This window comes from Pseudomonas marginalis (assembly GCF_900105325.1).
Taxonomy (GTDB): domain Bacteria; phylum Pseudomonadota; class Gammaproteobacteria; order Pseudomonadales; family Pseudomonadaceae; genus Aquipseudomonas; species Aquipseudomonas marginalis.
In genome coordinates this window covers 3,237,501-3,253,307 of the sequence record NZ_FNSU01000003.1, presented here as the reverse complement: position 1 = coordinate 3,253,307, position 15,807 = coordinate 3,237,501, and the positions used below count along the sequence as shown (strand labels likewise).

The following is a 15,807-nucleotide window of genomic DNA, read 5'->3' as shown; positions in this document are numbered from 1 at the left end:
GAGGCGGTCAGGTATGGGAGTCCTCAATCACCTTCGGCACCGTAAACCGGAACTCACTGCCACGCCCCACTTCACTTTCAGCCATGATCTTGCCGCCATGGGCGTGGACAATCCCTTGGGTGATATACAGCCCCAGGCCGGTGCCGGTGGGATTGTTTTCCGACTGGGTCCAGTAGCGATCAAACACGTGGGGCAGTTGATCAGGCGCAATACCTTCGCCTGAGTCACGCACCGAAAACACGATCTCTTCACCATTGGTCATCGCACTGATGCCGATATTGCCCTGGCGCGGAGTGAACTTGATGGCATTGCCGATCAGGTTCGACAGCACCTGGAACAGCCGCTCCGGGTCGCCGTTGATCTGCAGGCCAGGCTCGGCGTTGAACGACAGGTCGATGCCTTTTTCCATCGCCAACGGCGCGAGCAGGGAATAGGCCTCTTCGAACATTTGGCTGACGTCCAGGGCAACGGGTTTGACCACGTAGCGCCCGGCCTCGATTTTCGAGGTGTCGAGCAAGTCTTCCAGCAAGACGTTCATGCGTCCGGCGGCCTGTTGCATGGTGTCGATGGCGGAGGAAATGCGTCGCGAGGTGTGCGGGCCGTCGGAGCTGAAGGCCTTTTGCATCATGCCGCAGAGCATGGAGATCACCGTCATCGGGTTGCGCAGGTCGTGGGACACCACCGCCACCAGGTCATCACGGGCGCGCACGGCCTGTTGCTCGCGCAGCACCTGGCGAGCCAGGTCGTTTTCCAGGGCAGAACGACGCAGGTCGTTGGCGGCGAACAGGTCGCCATGGCTCCACTTGGTGGAAATACCGGCCATCTCCACCTTCCAGATTTCAAACGAGGTACGCGGGCGAAGGCGCAGGCCGGCGTCGGAGTTTTCCAGGTCGAGCGGCTTTTTCGGGTCACCACTCCAGTTAATGTTTTCTTTCACTTCCGGGCGGAACCACAGTACGCCGTTATCCACAGGCTTTGGCAGGCTCATGGCCAGGACACCGCTGGCCACCTGTTGGAACTCGGCGCCTGGCGGGTAGATCGACACCAGGTTATGGCTGGAGAACACCGGCTCGCCGCTGTCCTGCAGCCACTTGTGCAAGGCCCGGATCTGCGCCGGTTCCGGGCAGTTGCCGTAGCGGTGCAGTTGCTTGTCTTCGATGATCGCCACGCCGCCGGACAAGGTCAGGTCCATCAGCACCTGGCCGCGCTGGGCCAGGCCGTCGAACACGTTTTCTTCGGAGGCCTTCATGGCTTTATCCAGCAACGCCAGGGCCTCGACTTTTTCTTCTCGCTGACGGCTCAGGTCCAGGGCTTCCATGGCGCTGATCTGCAATGACAGCACCTGACCGATGGTCTGGCAGGTGATACGCAGGTCATTGGGCACCAGCAGCGGCTCGCGGTTGCCGCAACTGATCAGGCCCCAGAGCTTGTCGCCCTTCATCAGCGAAATGCTCATGGACGACAGCACGCCCATGTTTTGCATGTACTGGCAGTGAATCGGCGACACGCTGCGCAGGGTGGCAAAGCTCAAATCCAGCGGCTCACCGGTATCCGGGCGCAGCTTGGGCAGCAGGGGCACCGGCTCGTAGGCAGCATTCGGGATGATGCGCAGCCAGTTGGTGCGATACAGCTCGCGGGCCTGCTCCGGGATATCGGACGCGGGGAAGAACAGTCCGTTGAACAGCTCCATGGACGGTGCCGACGCTTCCGCGATCACCTGGCCATGGCCTTCTTCTTCGAAACGGTAGATCAACACCCGGTCGTAACCGGTCATGGCCTGGATTTCAGTCACGCTGATTTCGTACAGCGCTTGCAGGGTTTTCGCTGATTGCAAACGTTGCAGCATCTTGCCCAAGTCACTGCTGCGGCCTTTCAGGGCCCGTGGCCGGAAGTCCTTGAGCCGCGGTTCGAATTCCAGCACCAGCACGTCCTGATGGCGGTGCAACAGGCCTTCGAACTCGGCGCCGTTGAGGGTGACGTGCAAAGGCGGCGCATCAAGGAAGCTGTTGTGTTCGGCCATGGCCTGCACGGCCTGGGCGTGCTCGGCACCGATCAGCGCGTGCAGTGGCCGGCCCAGCAACGACTCGGGGGCGCGGTTGAACAGGCTGGCGACGTTAGTGCTGACTTGAATGATGTTCAGGTCGGGCTCCGACAGCGTCAGCAGCACGCCGTGGGGTTGGATCGCCCCCGGAAAGCGGATGGGCTCGTCGGCACAGTTGGCAAGCAGCTCTTCAAAATCTTCGGGTTTCATAGCAGTACCTCCTGGCTGTCGAGCCATTGCTCAAAGCAGCTGAATGTCGAGCGGGCCGCGTGCACCGCGCGCTGTTTGGCTGGCGTGTCCAGCGGCAGGCGGCCCAGGTAGTCGAGAAAATCTTTCCAGCGCCGACCGGTTTCGGCACCGTACACATCGAGGAACGCCCCTCCGTTGTCGGCGTCCAGCGCCAGGCGTCGAGCCATTTCCCGACGCAGTACCTGGCCGCCCAGGGTTGCGCCTTCAAGCACATACAAGGCGCCGAGGCAGGCGGCGGGGGTATCAAAAGCGGGCAATTGCACACAGTGCGGCAAGGCGTTGATCGCGGAGGCGTCCAGACCAAGGGCGTGAAGATCGTTGATCAGCGTCGGCGTTTTCATACGCAGCGTCGGGTCGAAGCCTTCAGGGATAAACTCACAGCCGTACAGCGCTGCTTCAATCGGCCGGTAAAACCCGTAATACGCCTGGATCAGGCGCTGATACCAGCCGGCATCCAAATGTTCGGAAAAAAACGGCAGTCGTTTTTCCAACGCCACGTGCAATAGGCCGGTGCCTGCGCGCAACGCGTCCAGCAATGAGGGCGCACCACCTTCATGGGCCTGTGAATGCATTCAATGAGCTCGAACTGTGGGCCTTTCGGCCATGAATGACGCGTTGAAAAAGGCGACGATTCTACACAACACATAAGCATCAGCTGAACGCACAAGGCGAAAAGGCTGACCAGCGGATCAGAAAAGTCGCTCCCTGCTTAAGTAAGTGACCATAAGGGCTGCTGCGAAGTTCGGCATCAATGATATCGCGACGCTATCAATGCATGGACGCCCCCTGCTGGGTCAATGCCGTTTGCACGCACTCAAGTAAATGCTCGGTGCTCCACGGTTTGGGCAGGAACCGCACGGAGCCACCCAATTGCTCCGCGAGTCTGGCGTTGCCCGAGGTGAGCAGCACCGGCACTGATGGCCAACGGTGCGCCACCACCCGGCTCAAGTCATAGCCGTTGAGCAAACCCGGCATCTGCACATCGCTGACAATCAAGTCCACCGGATCATCGCCGCGTTCCAGGTAAATCATTCCTTCATCGGCTGAAGGAAAAGACGTCACAACCGCGCCGAAATCCTCCAGTACATCCACCATCAACGACCGAATGATCTCGTCGTCTTCCAATACCAAAATCGATGGCTGAGCCATGATCCTTACTCCACCATCAGGGTTCAGTAAGGTGGAGTGGAACGGGGCCGGTTAGGTTCGATTGGATGCGTATGGGGCGATGGGTGGTCAGTTTCGAGGGTCTAGGTTGCGCATTTGCGCGGAGGTACGGCAGGATACCGGCGCTCTGCAATCAGGATCGGCCCGAATCCCGTGGGCCCTCGCACAAGGTCGTCAACCGTGAACGCTTCCGCAGCCCCCTTGATCGACCCTGACCTGGGCAATCGCATGATCAAAGTCGACCACGCCGGCGAGCATGGCGCGATCTGTATCTACAGCGGCCAGCTGTTTATGGCGCGATTGTTTGTACCCGGCATGGTGGGTGAGCTCGAGGAATTCCTGTCCCACGAACGTCGCCATCGCGCGGTGTTCCAGGCCGAGTTGCAACGACGGGGTTACCGACGCTGCCGCAGCTACTGGCTTTGCGGCCTTGGCGGGCTGGTGCTGGGCCTGCTCACCGGGGTGTGCGGGCGCAAGGCTATTGTTGCCACCACCGTCGCGGTGGAAAGCGTGGTGCTCAAGCACCTGGCTCATCAGCTTCATGCGTTACGCGAAATCGACCCACTGGCCGTGACGGCCATTGCTTCCATCGTTGAAGAAGAGCAACACCACCATGACCACTCGGCTGCGCAGATCGATGTGCAGGATCCCTGGTTTCGTGCGCTGACGCCGGTGGTGACGGCGTGGACCGAAGCGGTGATCTGGATGGGCATGCGCTCCTGACAAACAGGCATAATCGCCGCCAACACCGATGTGGAGTCACCCATGAAGTACGTCCTGCTGACCCTTGCGCTGATTCTCAACACCAGCGCCGCCAATGCCGCCGGCGATGCCGAGGCCGGCGGCAAACTCTTCACCAAGACCTGCGGCGGCTGCCACAGCGTCGGCGAAGGCGCACGCGGTGGCTTTGGCCCGGAGCTCAACGGCATCATCGGCCGACCTGCCGGCACCACCGCCGACTATCAATATTCGGACGCGATGAAAAACTCCGGTGTGGTCTGGACCCGCGACAAGCTCGCGGCCTACATCGAAGCGCCCAAAAAGGTGGTGAGTGGTACGCGCATGATTTTCTGGGGCATCAGCGACCCGGAAAAAATCGACAATATCCTGGCGTACCTCGAGACATTCCAATCCAAGTAATCACTCACGCACATTCCTGAACAGCATCAATCGCGCACTCTCGTGCAGCCCACGGGTCAGTGCCTGCAGGCGCTGGAATTCCTCGGGGTGCTGCGCGGCCACATCGTCACGCGGGGTGAGTGATGCCAGGTCATGCAAGGTGGGTGAGCTGCCGTCGTGCTGCATCTGCAGCAAAAAGTGCCGGGTCACGCCGCCGATGATCGGGAAGGTGCCTTCGCGCAATACCAGCGGCACCACGCGTTCGCCCTCGGGCGCCGGTTGCTGGATGTCCCGGCCCATCGCACCGTTGCGAAACGGTACGCCTGCCATGCCGGCCACGGTGGGCAGCAGGTCGGCCAGCCCTACAGCTTCCTCGATCACCCGAGGCGCAAGGCCGGGAGCGTGGATCAGCAGCGGCACGTTGTTACTTTCCAGGCCCAGCTGTTCGAAGGCCGGCGCCATGTGCGGGATCTGGCTGATGCGGGTGTTGTGGTCGCCGAAGAACACAAAGATGCTGTTGTCGTAGTAGCCACCGGACTTGGCGATTTCCATCAGCCGGCCGATGTTGTAGTCCAGCAGGCGTACGGCGTTGTACTGCTCGACACTGCGGGAGCCCGCGGCCTGGGCCTGTTCCAGCGTCACGTGGCTGAGCTGGAAGCCATCGTTGTGTTTGGGGATGGTGAAGGGGCGATGGTTGCCGGAGGTTTGCAGGTAGGCAAAGAACGGTTGGTCCTTGGGAAGCGTGCTCAACAGATCGTCAGCTTCCTTGAACAGGTCCAGGTCGGAAATCCCCCACACGTCTACCCGTGGCGATTGCCAGTCGCTCTCCTCGAACAGTTGCACATCGTCGATGCTCTGGCGGATCAGTGCATTGATATTCGCCCAGCCGGCGTTGCCGCCGATCATGTAGAACTTCTGGTAGCCCTCGAATGCATTGATCAACGTGTGTTGCCGCGTGATCAACGGGTTGCGCGTGGCGGTCTCCTGGCGGGTGACGTCGGGCACGCCGGTGATGCTGGCCCACACGGTTTTCGCGGTGCCGGTGACGGGGACGTAGAAGTGTTTGAAGAACCAGCTTTGCGTCGCCAGTTTGTCCAGGTTCGGCGTGGGGTTGAGCGGGTTGCCATAGGCACCCACGGCACTGGTGCCGAGGGATTCGAGCATCACGAAAATCACGTTGGGCGGGCGCTCGCCGGCCAGTCGATAGGGCTGCACGCCTTGTTCGCGGATGAAGTCCAGGGACTGGGCATCGGGTTGGGGCACGCCCAGGTATTCGGCGACTTGCGGGTAATACTGGCGGACCTGGGCCTCATCGAACTGCGATTGGCCGACCTTGAGCGTGTCATACAAAAACAGCACCGGGTTCAGGCCCACGGCGGCCAGTTGGCTGTTGCCGGCAAAGAAGGCATCGCTCCAGCGCAGGGGCACCGGGTTTTCCAGGTTGAGATGGGCGACACGGCCCAGCAGGGCCAGCAGCACCGCGACGACGCCCATCACACTCACCAGCGCCAGTGCCGGTTTGCTGATGGCGGTGGGCGCTCGATCCAGGGTCAACCGCTCCAGGCAGACCAACGCCCAGACCCAAAGCGCCACCGCCGCGAGCCAGCAGGCGGTTATCCACAGTACCGGGTAGGTTTCCCACACCATCTGCTGGGAAATCTGCGCATCCTGCAGGTAACGCAGCACCGTCGCATTGATACGCACGCCGAGGTAGGCGTAGTGGCCGAAGTCGATGATGTACATCAGCCCCACCCCCGCCAGCGCGATGACCAGATAACCGCGCGCCAGCCAGCGCAGGGCCGGCAGGGTGGTGAGGTTCCAGCGCGGCAACCACGCCAGCACGGCCAGCGGCAGCAGGATCAACACCGCCAGGCGCAGGTCGAAACGCAGGCCGATTCCCAGGGTTTCCAGCAGCCCCGGGGTGTTCAAGTCCAGGCCGGAAAAAACCAGCACAAACACCAGCCGCAACGCAGCCAGCAACACAAATACCAACCCGATCGCGCCCAGGCCGTAGCGCAGGCGGCGTGATTGCAACGCACTCATCATTGACCCCGGTGCCATTTCAAAAGAGGGCGCCAGGCGGCGCTGATCAGCAGCCCCGCGCCGGCGATCAGGCAGTAACCGGTCAGCAACGGGTCGACCAGATAATCCCAATAGTTTTCCGACGCCTTGAGCCGTAACGCAAAAGCCAACGTGCCCATCGCCAGCATCCACACCGCCAGCGTATTACGCAGCCACAGCATCAACAGTGCGGCCGCCGCCATCAGGGCGATCATCGGTCGCGGGTTGAAGCCCCAACGGTACGGGTCGAAGTAGGTCAGGCCCAACGTGGCCGGGTACAGCACCAGGCTCAGCAGGCCAAACAGCAGCAACGTCTGCACTTGATGCCGACGAGCGAGCGGTTGCACTAAGCCCAGGCGGCTGAGCATGACCCACGCCAACAGCACCAATGTGCAGATGGCCAGGTCATCGGTAAAACTGCGCACATACGCCGCCAGCGGCAGCTCGTTGACCGGGATAAAACTGACCGCTACCAGCACCGGCAGCAGCCATGGCCGCCAGGGAGCGGTAAACCTGAGCGCGCTCAACAGCACAAACCCCAGCAGCACAAAACTCAAATGGGCCTGCCACACAGAAACCATCACAGACGCTCTGCCAGCCAGGCTTCGTTGAAGCTGACATGTTTGATGAAGGTGTTATTCCACGAGTACACCACGTGGTACATGCCGTCCGGACTGCGGCTGAAGTACGGGTACTCGTATTCGAAATCGCAGCCTTGGGGTTTGCATACGCGGTAATCGAGGTTGCTGAGAAAGCGCTGTTCCAGCGGCAGGCGTTTGGCGCCGCTGGAGGCGCGGAAGCCTTCGCCGATGATTGCTTTATAGGCCTCGGGGGAGAACGGTTGGCCGAGCGGGTCGGGTGACTCATCCAGTTGCACCACGGTGCGCCATTGGCTGAGCTGGGCGTCGGTGCCGTAGAGGCTGAGCTTGAAGCGGCCGTCCTGCAGGTCGTTGAGGGCCACGAGCAGCCCGTCGTCCTCGGTACCCACCGCCGCCAACGATGAATTGGGATTTGCCGGTTCCAGCGGGTACGGCTCGCTCCAGGTTTGCCCCGCATCTTCGGTGCGGCTGGCCAGGACGCGGTGGTGGGTGTCGCCGGCGTAGCGCAACATCGCCACCGCGCGCTTGCCATCCAGCGGCACGATAGTGGGTTGCAGGGAATTCTTGCCTCGGCTGATGCGGAATTTGTCGATTACCGCGCCGTCGGCACTCAAGTACAGGTACTCGGCAAACTTGCCCATGAACTCGTGGTACACCGGCAGGCCGATGGAGCCGTCGGCGTGGAACACCGGCGCGGCGCGTACCAGGGTACTGATGTTGAAAAACGGTGAGGTCACCAACTGCCGGGGCGCGGACCAGTTGGCGCCGAGGTCGTCGGACACCATCAGGTTGATTGCACTGGTGGCCCAGCCACCGACCGACACCGACACATAAAACATCCACAGGCGTTTATCCGGCCCCAGGGCAATCACCGGATTGCCGAGCTTGCGGATATAACGCTGGGTGCCGTCGCGGGTGCTTTCCCGCGTGGCCAGCACCTGCTCGGCACCCCATTCGCCACTGCGGGCATCGAAGCGTGCGGTGCGCACCTGCACATCGGCGGCGCCTTCACGCGAACCGGCAAACCACACGGCCATCAAGTCGCCGCCGGGCAGGGCGGTGACCGAGGAAGCGTGGACAAAGTCAGTGAGCTGCGAGGACACAAAACGGCTGGTGTATTGCGGGGCCGCCGCCACCTTCGAGGTGTTCGGCGCCACTTGGGCAAAGTGTGCCAGTACATGGGGCGGATGGCTTAGCCATGCGGCCAGGAACACGCCGAGCAGGCTGCAGATCAGTAAGGCGGAGCGCATAGAGAACCTGTCGAGAAAAGGATTACTGCGCAGGCTCATCCGGCAGGCGCTTCCTGCGACCGGTGAGCATGGATAACGGCAGGTTGTCCCGCACCTGGATACTTTCAAACACCGCGGCCAGCACATGGATGCACACCAGGCCCAACAGCACATTGGCGGCGGTCTCATGGATTTTCAGGGGCCAATCGGCGCCCCACAGGGCATCCACTTCCTGCATCAAAAAGCCGCTGATGCCGACGACCAGCAACGCCAGCAACATCAACAGCATCACCAGCGCGCCGAGGGGCGAGTGGCCCAGGCGATGCTGCGGGCGGCGGTTGAGCAGCGAGCGCAGATGGTTTTTCAAGCGTTTCGGGGTCGGCCAGAAATCCGCCCAACGTGCACTGCGCGGCCCGATGAATCCCCACACCACGCGCACCAGCAGCCAGGCCATGGCGTAATAGCCCAGCCAGACATGCCAGTCGTCGCCTGCTTCGTTAAAGAAGTAATTGGCGACAAAGACCCCGGCGATCGACAGATGAAACAGCCTCACCAGCGGGTCCCACAGGCGTAGGGATTCGCCTGGCATCAGCCTTTGATCTCAGTCTTCACGGCCTTGCCGGTGACCGGATCGTGGTAGATCTCTACCTTGCGCTTGTCCTTGTCGAAACCGTAGATTTCGTAGCAGTTGCCGTCGGTGACCTTGAACTTGCTGATCTCGTAGCCTTCGGCCTTGAGCTTGTCCTGGAAGGCTTTTTCGTCTTGCCATTGCGAGCGTTCGGCGGTGGTGCATTGCGGACCGGCAAGGGCCAGGGGGCTGGCGATAATCAGGGACAGCAGGAGAATTTTGCGCATGGAAAAGCTCTCAGCAGATGTGGGAGATTTCACAGTGCAAAATCAACCTTAGCGCAACCTTAGTTGGCAACGCGCGGTAACATCTTTGCCGAAATAGCCTCGGCCAGAACCCGGCATGATGCCGCCGATTCCTACAGAGGTTTTGCTATGCGCCTACTCCTTGTCGAAGATGATCGTGCCCTTGGCCAAGGGATTCGCGTGGCATTGGGCGTTGAAGGCTACACCCTGGATTGGTTGCAGGATGGCGTTGCGGCCCTGCATGCCCTGCGCATGGAAAGCTTCGACTTGTTGCTGCTCGACCTCGGCCTGCCGCGCCTCGATGGCCTGGACCTGTTGCAGCAACTGCGCGCCGAGCAGCACGACCTGCCGGTGCTGATCCTCACTGCCCGCGACGGCACCGCCGAGCGCATCGCCGGCCTGGACGCCGGTGCCGACGACTACCTGGTCAAACCCTTCGATGTGGAAGAACTCAAGGCCCGCGTGCGCGCCTTGTTGCGCCGCAGTCAGGGCCGCGCGCAACCGATGCTGGAACATGCCGGCGTCAGCCTCGATCCAGCTACCCAGCAAGTGCGGTACCTGGACGCGGACATCATCGTCACCCCGATGGAATACCAATTGCTGCACCAACTGATGGTACGCCCCGGCAAAGTGGTGACCCGCGAGCGCCTGTCCCGCGCGTTGTATGGCTGGCAGGACCGGGTCGAGAGCAACACCTTGGAAGTGTTGATCCACAACCTGCGTAAAAAGTTATCCACCGAGCTGATCCGCACCGTGCGCGGCGTTGGCTATGTACTGGCGCTTAAACCATGACCTCCGTGCGTGCTCGTATCCTCATCCCTGTCCTGGTGCTGATCCTGTTGGGCGACGCGCTGATCAGCTGGCTGGTGCTGCGCGACAGCCACCATGAAATCGAAGAAGTCTACGACGCTCAACTCGCCCAAAGCGCACGCCTGTTGCAAGGCGTATTGCGCCAGCGCGACCCTGGCGAAGCCGACTGGGACCGCCTGTACCAGGCCTTCGATCAGGCCATGAGCCGTGTCGGCGAAGACGGCGTTGCCCACCCTTATGAAACCCGGTTGACCTTCCAGGTGTGGCGCAGCGACGGCCAATTACTCGTACGCTCCGCCGAAGCGCCAGTGTTGGCCGCACCGCCGGCTACCCTGGGCTCCCACGACATCATGGACAACGGCAACGACTGGTGCGCCTTTCTCCTTGCCGACCCGCAGCAAGGCCTGCTGATATGGGTGGGCGAGCGCGACGATATTCGTCAGGACGTGATCCAGCGCATCATGCGCCACACCCTCTGGCCCACCTTGATCGGCGTGCCGCTGCTCACGGTGTTGATCTGGCTGGTGATCGGCTGGGGCCTCAAACCCTTGCGCGCCATGGCCCGTAAAATTCGCGGGCGAACCGCCGAGACTTTGCAACCGCTGCACCTCAAGCCGCTGCCCAGTGACCTGGAGCCGATGCAAACCGCGCTCAACCGACTGTTGGTTCAAGTGGATGATCTATTGGAACGCGAACGCCGTTTTATCGCCGACGCCGCCCACGAACTGCGCACCCCCCTGGCGATCCTGCGCATCCACGCGCAGAACGCCCAAAGCGCCGGTACCGAGGCCCAGCGGCGCGAAGCGTTGGACTTCCTGGTCAACGGCGTCGACCGCGCCACCCGCATTGGCAGCCAACTGCTGACCATGGCGCGTATCGAACCGCAGTTGAACAATCCCAAGCGCAGCCGCGTACAACTCACCGAGCTGGTGCGCGAAGAACTCGCCGAACTGACACCGCTGGCCATGGAAAAAGGCGTGGAGTTGGTGTTGGAAGGGGATGAAGACTGCTGGATCGAAACCGAGCCTGTAGCACTGGCCATCGCCCTGCAAAACCTGGTGACCAACGCCCTCAACTTCTCCCCGCCGGGCAGCGAAGTGAAAGTGGTGATTGGTGCCCATTGCCTTAGCGTGGAGGACCAGGGGCCGGGCATTGATGAGGCGGAAATGGGGCGTTTGTTCGAGCGGTTCTACAGCCGTGGCAATGCCAATGGCGCAGGGCTGGGGCTGGCGATTGTGGAGATGATCGTGGGCAAGATCGGCAGCCGGTTGGCGTTGCATAACCGTGAGCAGGGCGGGTTGTGCGCGCGGTTGGTGTTCAGCGAGGCCTGAAGCGATCACGGCTCAAATGTGGGCGCTGTCGAGCCCCTGCATCGCGGTCGCTCCACTGCGGAACATTCTGTTTAATCACTGGTCCAGTCATCATCATCTGTCACCCTGATAAGGACATCCTCCCGTGAAGCGAATCGCACTGCTCTCCCTGGCCCTGGCGCTGTGTGCCTGCCAATCCAACCCACGTGACTCATCGCCCAGCCTGCTCAAGGACGGCATCCAGCTGCGCCAGAAAACCGTGGCTGTCGATGCTGAGCACGCCAAAGTCATCATGAAAGCCTACGGCGGCACCGCCCCCGTCGAGTTCTCGATACGTCGCGAAGGCGACTCCGATCAACGCATGGAAACCCTGGGCACGGTGATGGATACAGGTGAAGGCCGCGTCTTCAACTGGATTGCAAAGCTCAACCAGACGGTGGCCAGCGCTGGGTTCAAGCGCTTCCCGCAGTTGGAGATCCAGGCAGATCCTGGCAAGAAGTTGACCGTTGCCAGTTCGTCCACCGACTCACGCCCTGGCATCTACGCCATTTGCGGGCCTCTGCTAAGTAGCTTCCAGCCTGAAAAGGGCAAGGTGTATCTGGTGGAGTTCCAGTTCAAACCTTCGGCGTGTGCGCAGCAGGTGTTTGATATTACGGATCCGGGGAAACGGGTTCTGATTGGGGGGGAGGGGAGTGAGGCGAAAGAGGGTTAGTTGGACGGCCGAACAAATGCGGATGCTGCGCTTGGAAGGACCTGAAGGTTTGATACTTCCAGCGCTCTCCGCCAGGGTCTTCATCGGTCGTGCTGACTTCGCCGAAGTACCAATGCTCTGATTCGAAAACGTTTCCTTTTTCGTCCTCGTGGATGAAGTGAAAGCCAACTTCGTGGAGGCCTGCCTGAACGACAGTCTGCGCATGAAGATGAATTCTCTAAGTCTGTGTTATTCGTTTGCACCTTCGTAATCAAACGCGATGAAGTAGTCGCTTTCTGAAAGAGCAATTTCATGAGAGAAGTGTGTCTGTATCTGTGATAGCCATTCCCGCCGCAGTTCAAACATACCGTTATTGACGTCCTCGTCTATCGACAGTCCAAGTTTAGAAATCACGGAGTAGTCGTTTCCTAGGTCCGCTGAGTCCTCCGTTCCGCGTAGCCGCTCTGTGGTTCTGTCGAACCATTCCAATCTCATTTTTAGTCCCATGTGTCCCTCATAGATATTTTTTGATGTTTCGTTTTTTCTTCGGCTCTTTTAGCTGCTCGCCGGTTATGTGACTGAACGCACCTAAATGGCTCCCATCACTTGCAAGATAAACTTCCAACTCTCCATGTTGGGAATCCCATTCATAAACTCTCCTGCCTTTTTCCTCAATCCAACGCTCTCTCAGCCCGGCACCGCCCTATCTGGGAGTCATGGGTTTTGCTTTTATCAGGTTTCCAAAGCCAGTTATTTGTTCAGTATTTGGAGCCCTGTAGTACTTGTGATCCCCAGCCTTAACACTAACCACCACATACAGTGGTCGAACCCCCGACTCCACCGGGAACACCAGGATAAAATCCCGATACTCCGGCGGATAAATCGGGTTTACCAGAATCTGCGCCGCTTTCTCCGTCGGTGGGTAAATCCAGATCACCGGTGCTTGCGGCGCAGCCTCCAGGGTCGGAATACCCAGCGTGTCACTTGGATCAACGGCGGGCGTCCAGATCAGCTCGACACCCTCACCCAAATCCGCCACAAATTGATCGCCACGGCTTTGGAACTGCACCACATCAATCATTTGCCAATCAGGATTATTGCCGGTGTAAAACCCATACCCCTTGAGCGTGCCGTCCTCGCGTTGCTCGATATGCAAACGCATCTGCGAACGCGCCCTTTGCATCGAACGCAATTGCGCCTCGCTGTAGAGCGCGCTATCTCCCAACTCTGATGGCCAGGCCAACGCCACCAAACCCGTCAACAGGCCACCGGCGACGGATCCGACTGCAGTGGCTGCCGACTCAAAAAACGCCGAACGCAACGCCAACTGTCCTAGACCCGCCGGTAGTGCACTGCCACCGATCTTGCGCAAGGCAACTGCGCGCCGACCGTCTACCTCACGCCCACCCAGCAGGCTTAAATTGCCGTACTCTTTGATCAGCTCCAACGGGACATAATCGGCGGGGTTGAAGTAATGGGTGATGCCGTCAGGCAGTTGGCAGGGCTTGATGAAGACGCAGCCGGGAGGTTTGGCTGGCGTGGGTGCCGGAGCAGGGGATGGCTCGTAAAAATCAACAGATGGCGAATACGGCGCCCGCGACGGCTGTGGGGTCAGGATTCGCTGTTTGAGTAACTCTTCTTCGGTGGGGGGGTAAAAGCGTTCTGACATGGATGGCTCACTTCCTTGTGCGAGGGAGTGAGGCTACGAGGGGGGATCAGAAGCTGATATCGGCTTAATTCGTTGGCTAGTGTCGGAAAAGTAGACTGATGTTTGAGTCAGTCGCGCTGCTTCGATTATTTCGATTTTCGTTTGTTTCGTTCAGTGACTCAAATGTGGGAATTATCGGTGAAGGCCGGGTTTTCAACTGGCATGACACTCTCCGTATCCAACCCGGCGAGACGCCACGCAGCGAGGGGACGGGTGTGGTCAGGTAAGGCACGCGGCGATTTGCTCGCCGCGTGGTTCAACGTTACATCGGCGCGAAATCGAACGACCACAGGCCGCTGGCACGGCTTACCGTCACGTTCACCTCAGTGGCGGTGATGGGGGCGATGAACTGGGTCATGTCCGAGAAGTTCTGCACGATATAGGTTTGCCCGACCATCGGAGGCGTTGCCACCATGAAGTAAAAGTTGGGCTCGTATTCAAAGCTTACGGTCATGCTCGAGTCCACTTTTGGCATGGTCACTACAGGCCGACCGTTGACGTACCAGTTGCTGTCGAACTGCAGGTACGGGTTGGTTTTGTTGATGATGCCGCACTGCTGCGGTGTGAGTTTCTCCTTGGCCAGTGAAAGCGCCGCCGGCTCAAGGTACGGCGACAATCCGTTAGGGCTGACCGCCTGAAGCAAGGTACCAGGGTTAAGCGTGCGACGGCCCGAGATGATGGTATTGCTGTCTTTTTCACCAAGGGTGGTGACATCGGTTTCAATAATGGCCTCGTAGTCGAACGACTCCGTGGCACCGGCAGAGCCGGTCAGGATCTGCCAGGCGTGAATCCGATAATCGCGCTGAGGCTGTTGGGGTTTGAGAAATACCAGAACGGTCTTGCCTTCCATATCATCGACAGCAAAGTTCACATTGAATGTGGTCATTGTCCTTCTCCTTGTTCCCTGTTCAAGCCGGAGCAACATGCCTTGGCTTATCCCTCCTGACGTACCGAGTCACCGCTTGTGAAGATCTGTTTCAACTTCTTCCTCGCGGTGCAAGAAAGCCGTGCAGACGCGGTCATGTACGCTTCACAACTGTAGTCGCGTTGCGTCCTGACGAAGGGACATTCCGTCCCGATTGTCAGAAAGGAGTATTGTCATGCACGCACTTACCGTCGTTGCCACGGGTGTGGCCAGCGCACTATTGAGCCTGTCGGCTGCTGCGCAGATGGACTGCGCTGCGGCTTCAGCCGCGGTGATCCCGCTACCGGTGCAGGTCAGCAACGTGGCTATCCCTAACAGCCGTAGCAACCCGCAGATAAACCAACGGCATATCTTCTGTGGCGAGATCAACGCCGCTGGCAATGCGGTGGGGTTTCACTCTCGGCCCGGTAACCATGATCCGCAGGTGGGGCCACTGGCGCTTGACCCGGTTGCCGCTCGTACCATCGGTCCTCGTACATACATGGTGCCTTACGGGCTTAATCCACCTAACGATTACCGTTATGCAAACGCCAACGTAGAAGTGCTTAACGTGGCGACGGGGACGTGGGTGGCCAAGGCAGGGCCTTCCACGTTCTTCCCCGACAGTTGCACGCAACAGCAGGTTGTCACGTCGATTCGCTATGCCTTCATGCACCTGAGCTCTGGCCTGGTGATGGGTGGGGGAAACAGCCAGATTTTCTTCGGGCCTTCCGCGCCGACGGTGATCGCCGTCGTTCCCAATCCTTATTGTGTTGATGAGCAAGGGCTGGCATTTACAGTTGGCGGCTATCTCAACGGTATTCCCCCTGCACCTGGTGCTGCCTTGGTTTGGTGGGTGAATTCCGCCTTCCCGATCGCGGCTTTCTGAGTATGGAAAAGCCTGCCCCAATGATTTGGGGCAGGCTTGTTCTTGCGGGGCTTGCCAATGGATCAAGTGCCGCAAATCGGACCGAGTAAACCCCGTAATTGCTGCCGTGCCAGTTGCACACGCTTTCGGGCGTTGGACTCACTGATCAGCAACGTGC

At 59.9% G+C, this 15,807-nt stretch carries 17 protein-coding genes and 1 pseudogene (1 of these 18 cut by a window edge); 6 read left to right on the top strand and 12 right to left on the bottom strand.

What is annotated here, in order from left to right; translation table 11 throughout:
* Positions 1-7: 7 nt before the first annotated feature.
* The 3 genes from BLW22_RS24280 to BLW22_RS24270 all read right to left on the bottom strand — a co-directional run bounded on the left by BLW22_RS24280 (position 8) and on the right by BLW22_RS24270 (position 3,439).
* A complete protein-coding gene (locus BLW22_RS24280) occupies positions 8-2,251 on the bottom strand; it encodes an ATP-binding protein (protein WP_074847589.1) in 2,244 nt (747 codons plus the stop codon).
* Complete coding sequence (locus tag BLW22_RS24275; RefSeq protein ID WP_065926008.1) at positions 2,248-2,862, bottom strand: biliverdin-producing heme oxygenase; 615 nt, start codon at positions 2,860-2,862, stop codon at positions 2,248-2,250. The genes BLW22_RS24280 and BLW22_RS24275 overlap by 4 nt, the downstream gene beginning before the upstream one ends.
* Positions 2,863-3,058: 196 nt before the next feature.
* A complete protein-coding gene (locus BLW22_RS24270; protein ID WP_065926009.1) occupies positions 3,059-3,439 on the bottom strand; it encodes a response regulator in 381 nt (126 codons plus the stop codon).
* Between the two features lie 198 nt (positions 3,440-3,637).
* Here BLW22_RS24270 and BLW22_RS24265 point away from each other — a divergent pair, with 198 nt between their 5' ends.
* Together BLW22_RS24265 and BLW22_RS24260 are read left to right on the top strand one after the other, a co-directional pair.
* Complete coding sequence (locus BLW22_RS24265) at positions 3,638-4,180, top strand: 3-demethoxyubiquinol 3-hydroxylase (protein WP_235865605.1); 543 nt, start codon at positions 3,638-3,640, stop codon at positions 4,178-4,180.
* A gap of 42 nt (positions 4,181-4,222) precedes the next feature.
* A complete protein-coding gene (locus BLW22_RS24260) occupies positions 4,223-4,597 on the top strand; it encodes a c-type cytochrome (RefSeq protein ID WP_065926010.1) in 375 nt (124 codons plus the stop codon).
* Here the strand turns inward: BLW22_RS24260 and BLW22_RS24255 are convergent, their stop codons facing one another.
* The 5 genes from BLW22_RS24255 to BLW22_RS24235 are packed head-to-tail and all read right to left on the bottom strand — an operon-like array spanning position 4,598 to position 9,320.
* The gene (locus BLW22_RS24255; RefSeq protein WP_074848239.1) at positions 4,598-6,619 is read right to left on the bottom strand and encodes an LTA synthase family protein; all 2,022 of its coding nucleotides are present in this window, start codon (positions 6,617-6,619) and stop codon (positions 4,598-4,600) included. It abuts the gene before it with no gap.
* Entirely contained in the window at positions 6,619-7,218 is a 600-nt protein-coding gene (locus tag BLW22_RS24250) for a hypothetical protein (protein ID WP_065926011.1), read from the bottom strand. Before BLW22_RS24250 ends, BLW22_RS24255 begins: the two co-directional genes overlap by 1 nt.
* Positions 7,218-8,486, bottom strand: a complete 1,269-nt coding sequence (locus tag BLW22_RS24245) for a sialidase family protein (protein ID WP_065926012.1) — start codon at positions 8,484-8,486, stop codon at positions 7,218-7,220. The genes BLW22_RS24250 and BLW22_RS24245 overlap by 1 nt, the downstream gene beginning before the upstream one ends.
* Before the next feature lie 22 nt (positions 8,487-8,508).
* Complete coding sequence (locus tag BLW22_RS24240; protein WP_074847588.1) at positions 8,509-9,054, bottom strand: cytochrome b/b6 domain-containing protein; 546 nt, start codon at positions 9,052-9,054, stop codon at positions 8,509-8,511.
* Positions 9,054-9,320 carry a PepSY domain-containing protein gene (locus tag BLW22_RS24235; RefSeq protein ID WP_065926014.1) on the bottom strand — a complete coding sequence of 89 codons (267 nt, stop codon included), beginning with the start codon at positions 9,318-9,320 and terminating at the stop codon, positions 9,054-9,056. The genes BLW22_RS24240 and BLW22_RS24235 overlap by 1 nt, the downstream gene beginning before the upstream one ends.
* Before the next feature lie 147 nt (positions 9,321-9,467).
* On the opposite strand from BLW22_RS24235, the gene BLW22_RS24230 reads away from it, so the two are divergent.
* From BLW22_RS24230 to BLW22_RS24220, 3 genes are all read left to right on the top strand, one after another.
* Entirely contained in the window at positions 9,468-10,130 is a 663-nt protein-coding gene (locus BLW22_RS24230) for a response regulator (protein ID WP_065926015.1), read from the top strand.
* Positions 10,127-11,479: a sensor histidine kinase gene (locus tag BLW22_RS24225; RefSeq protein WP_065947194.1), complete on the top strand. Its 1,353-nt coding sequence runs from the start codon at positions 10,127-10,129 to the stop codon at positions 11,477-11,479. Before BLW22_RS24230 ends, BLW22_RS24225 begins: the two co-directional genes overlap by 4 nt.
* 124 nt (positions 11,480-11,603) lie before the next feature.
* Complete coding sequence (locus tag BLW22_RS24220; RefSeq protein ID WP_074847587.1) at positions 11,604-12,170, top strand: hypothetical protein; 567 nt, start codon at positions 11,604-11,606, stop codon at positions 12,168-12,170.
* Positions 12,171-12,398: 228 nt separating this feature from the next.
* Here BLW22_RS24220 and BLW22_RS24210 read toward each other — a convergent pair whose 3' ends face one another.
* The 3 genes and pseudogenes from BLW22_RS24210 to BLW22_RS24200 all read right to left on the bottom strand — a co-directional run bounded on the left by BLW22_RS24210 (position 12,399) and on the right by BLW22_RS24200 (position 14,743).
* Positions 12,399-12,644, bottom strand: coding sequence for a colicin E3-like toxin immunity protein (locus tag BLW22_RS24210; RefSeq protein WP_370737660.1), 246 nt, complete (start codon positions 12,642-12,644; stop codon positions 12,399-12,401).
* Between the two features lie 19 nt (positions 12,645-12,663).
* A pseudogene (locus BLW22_RS24205) lies at positions 12,664-13,818 on the bottom strand (S-type pyocin domain-containing protein).
* Positions 13,819-14,119: 301 nt separating this feature from the next.
* Positions 14,120-14,743 (bottom strand): hypothetical protein, encoded by a 624-nt coding sequence (locus BLW22_RS24200; protein ID WP_027607593.1) that lies wholly within the window; start codon positions 14,741-14,743, stop codon positions 14,120-14,122.
* Between the two features lie 214 nt (positions 14,744-14,957).
* Between BLW22_RS24200 and BLW22_RS24195 the strand changes: the two genes are divergently transcribed.
* The gene (locus BLW22_RS24195; RefSeq protein ID WP_065926018.1) at positions 14,958-15,650 is read left to right on the top strand and encodes an EndoU domain-containing protein; all 693 of its coding nucleotides are present in this window, start codon (positions 14,958-14,960) and stop codon (positions 15,648-15,650) included.
* Positions 15,651-15,712: 62 nt separating this feature from the next.
* On the opposite strand, the gene BLW22_RS24190 is transcribed toward BLW22_RS24195, so the two are convergent.
* A protein-coding gene (locus tag BLW22_RS24190) for an RNA polymerase sigma factor (protein WP_065926019.1) crosses the window boundary here: on the bottom strand, positions 15,713-15,807 show its end. Its footprint extends 484 nt past the window's final position; the window shows 95 of its 579 coding nt (coding positions 485-579); its start codon lies beyond the right edge, outside the window; it ends in the stop codon at positions 15,713-15,715.

Coding starts and splice junctions, on each gene's coding strand:
- BLW22_RS24230 (WP_065926015.1), top strand. CDS start 9,468: ATGCGCCTACTCCTTGTCGAAGATGATCGTGCCCTTGGCCAAGGGATT.
- BLW22_RS24195 (WP_065926018.1), top strand. CDS start 14,958: ATGCACGCACTTACCGTCGTTGCCACGGGTGTGGCCAGCGCACTATTG.
- BLW22_RS24245 (WP_065926012.1), bottom strand. CDS start 8,486: ATGCGCTCCGCCTTACTGATCTGCAGCCTGCTCGGCGTGTTCCTGGCC.
- BLW22_RS24270 (WP_065926009.1), bottom strand. CDS start 3,439: ATGGCTCAGCCATCGATTTTGGTATTGGAAGACGACGAGATCATTCGG.
- BLW22_RS24255 (WP_074848239.1), bottom strand. CDS start 6,619: ATGAGTGCGTTGCAATCACGCCGCCTGCGCTACGGCCTGGGCGCGATC.
- BLW22_RS24210 (WP_370737660.1), bottom strand. CDS start 12,644: ATGAGATTGGAATGGTTCGACAGAACCACAGAGCGGCTACGCGGAACG.
- BLW22_RS24275 (WP_065926008.1), bottom strand. CDS start 2,862: ATGCATTCACAGGCCCATGAAGGTGGTGCGCCCTCATTGCTGGACGCG.
- BLW22_RS24235 (WP_065926014.1), bottom strand. CDS start 9,320: ATGCGCAAAATTCTCCTGCTGTCCCTGATTATCGCCAGCCCCCTGGCC.
- BLW22_RS24250 (WP_065926011.1), bottom strand. CDS start 7,218: ATGGTTTCTGTGTGGCAGGCCCATTTGAGTTTTGTGCTGCTGGGGTTT.
- BLW22_RS24240 (WP_074847588.1), bottom strand. CDS start 9,054: ATGCCAGGCGAATCCCTACGCCTGTGGGACCCGCTGGTGAGGCTGTTT.
- BLW22_RS24260 (WP_065926010.1), top strand. CDS start 4,223: ATGAAGTACGTCCTGCTGACCCTTGCGCTGATTCTCAACACCAGCGCC.
- BLW22_RS24280 (WP_074847589.1), bottom strand. CDS start 2,251: ATGAAACCCGAAGATTTTGAAGAGCTGCTTGCCAACTGTGCCGACGAG.
- BLW22_RS24200 (WP_027607593.1), bottom strand. CDS start 14,743: ATGACCACATTCAATGTGAACTTTGCTGTCGATGATATGGAAGGCAAG.
- BLW22_RS24225 (WP_065947194.1), top strand. CDS start 10,127: ATGACCTCCGTGCGTGCTCGTATCCTCATCCCTGTCCTGGTGCTGATC.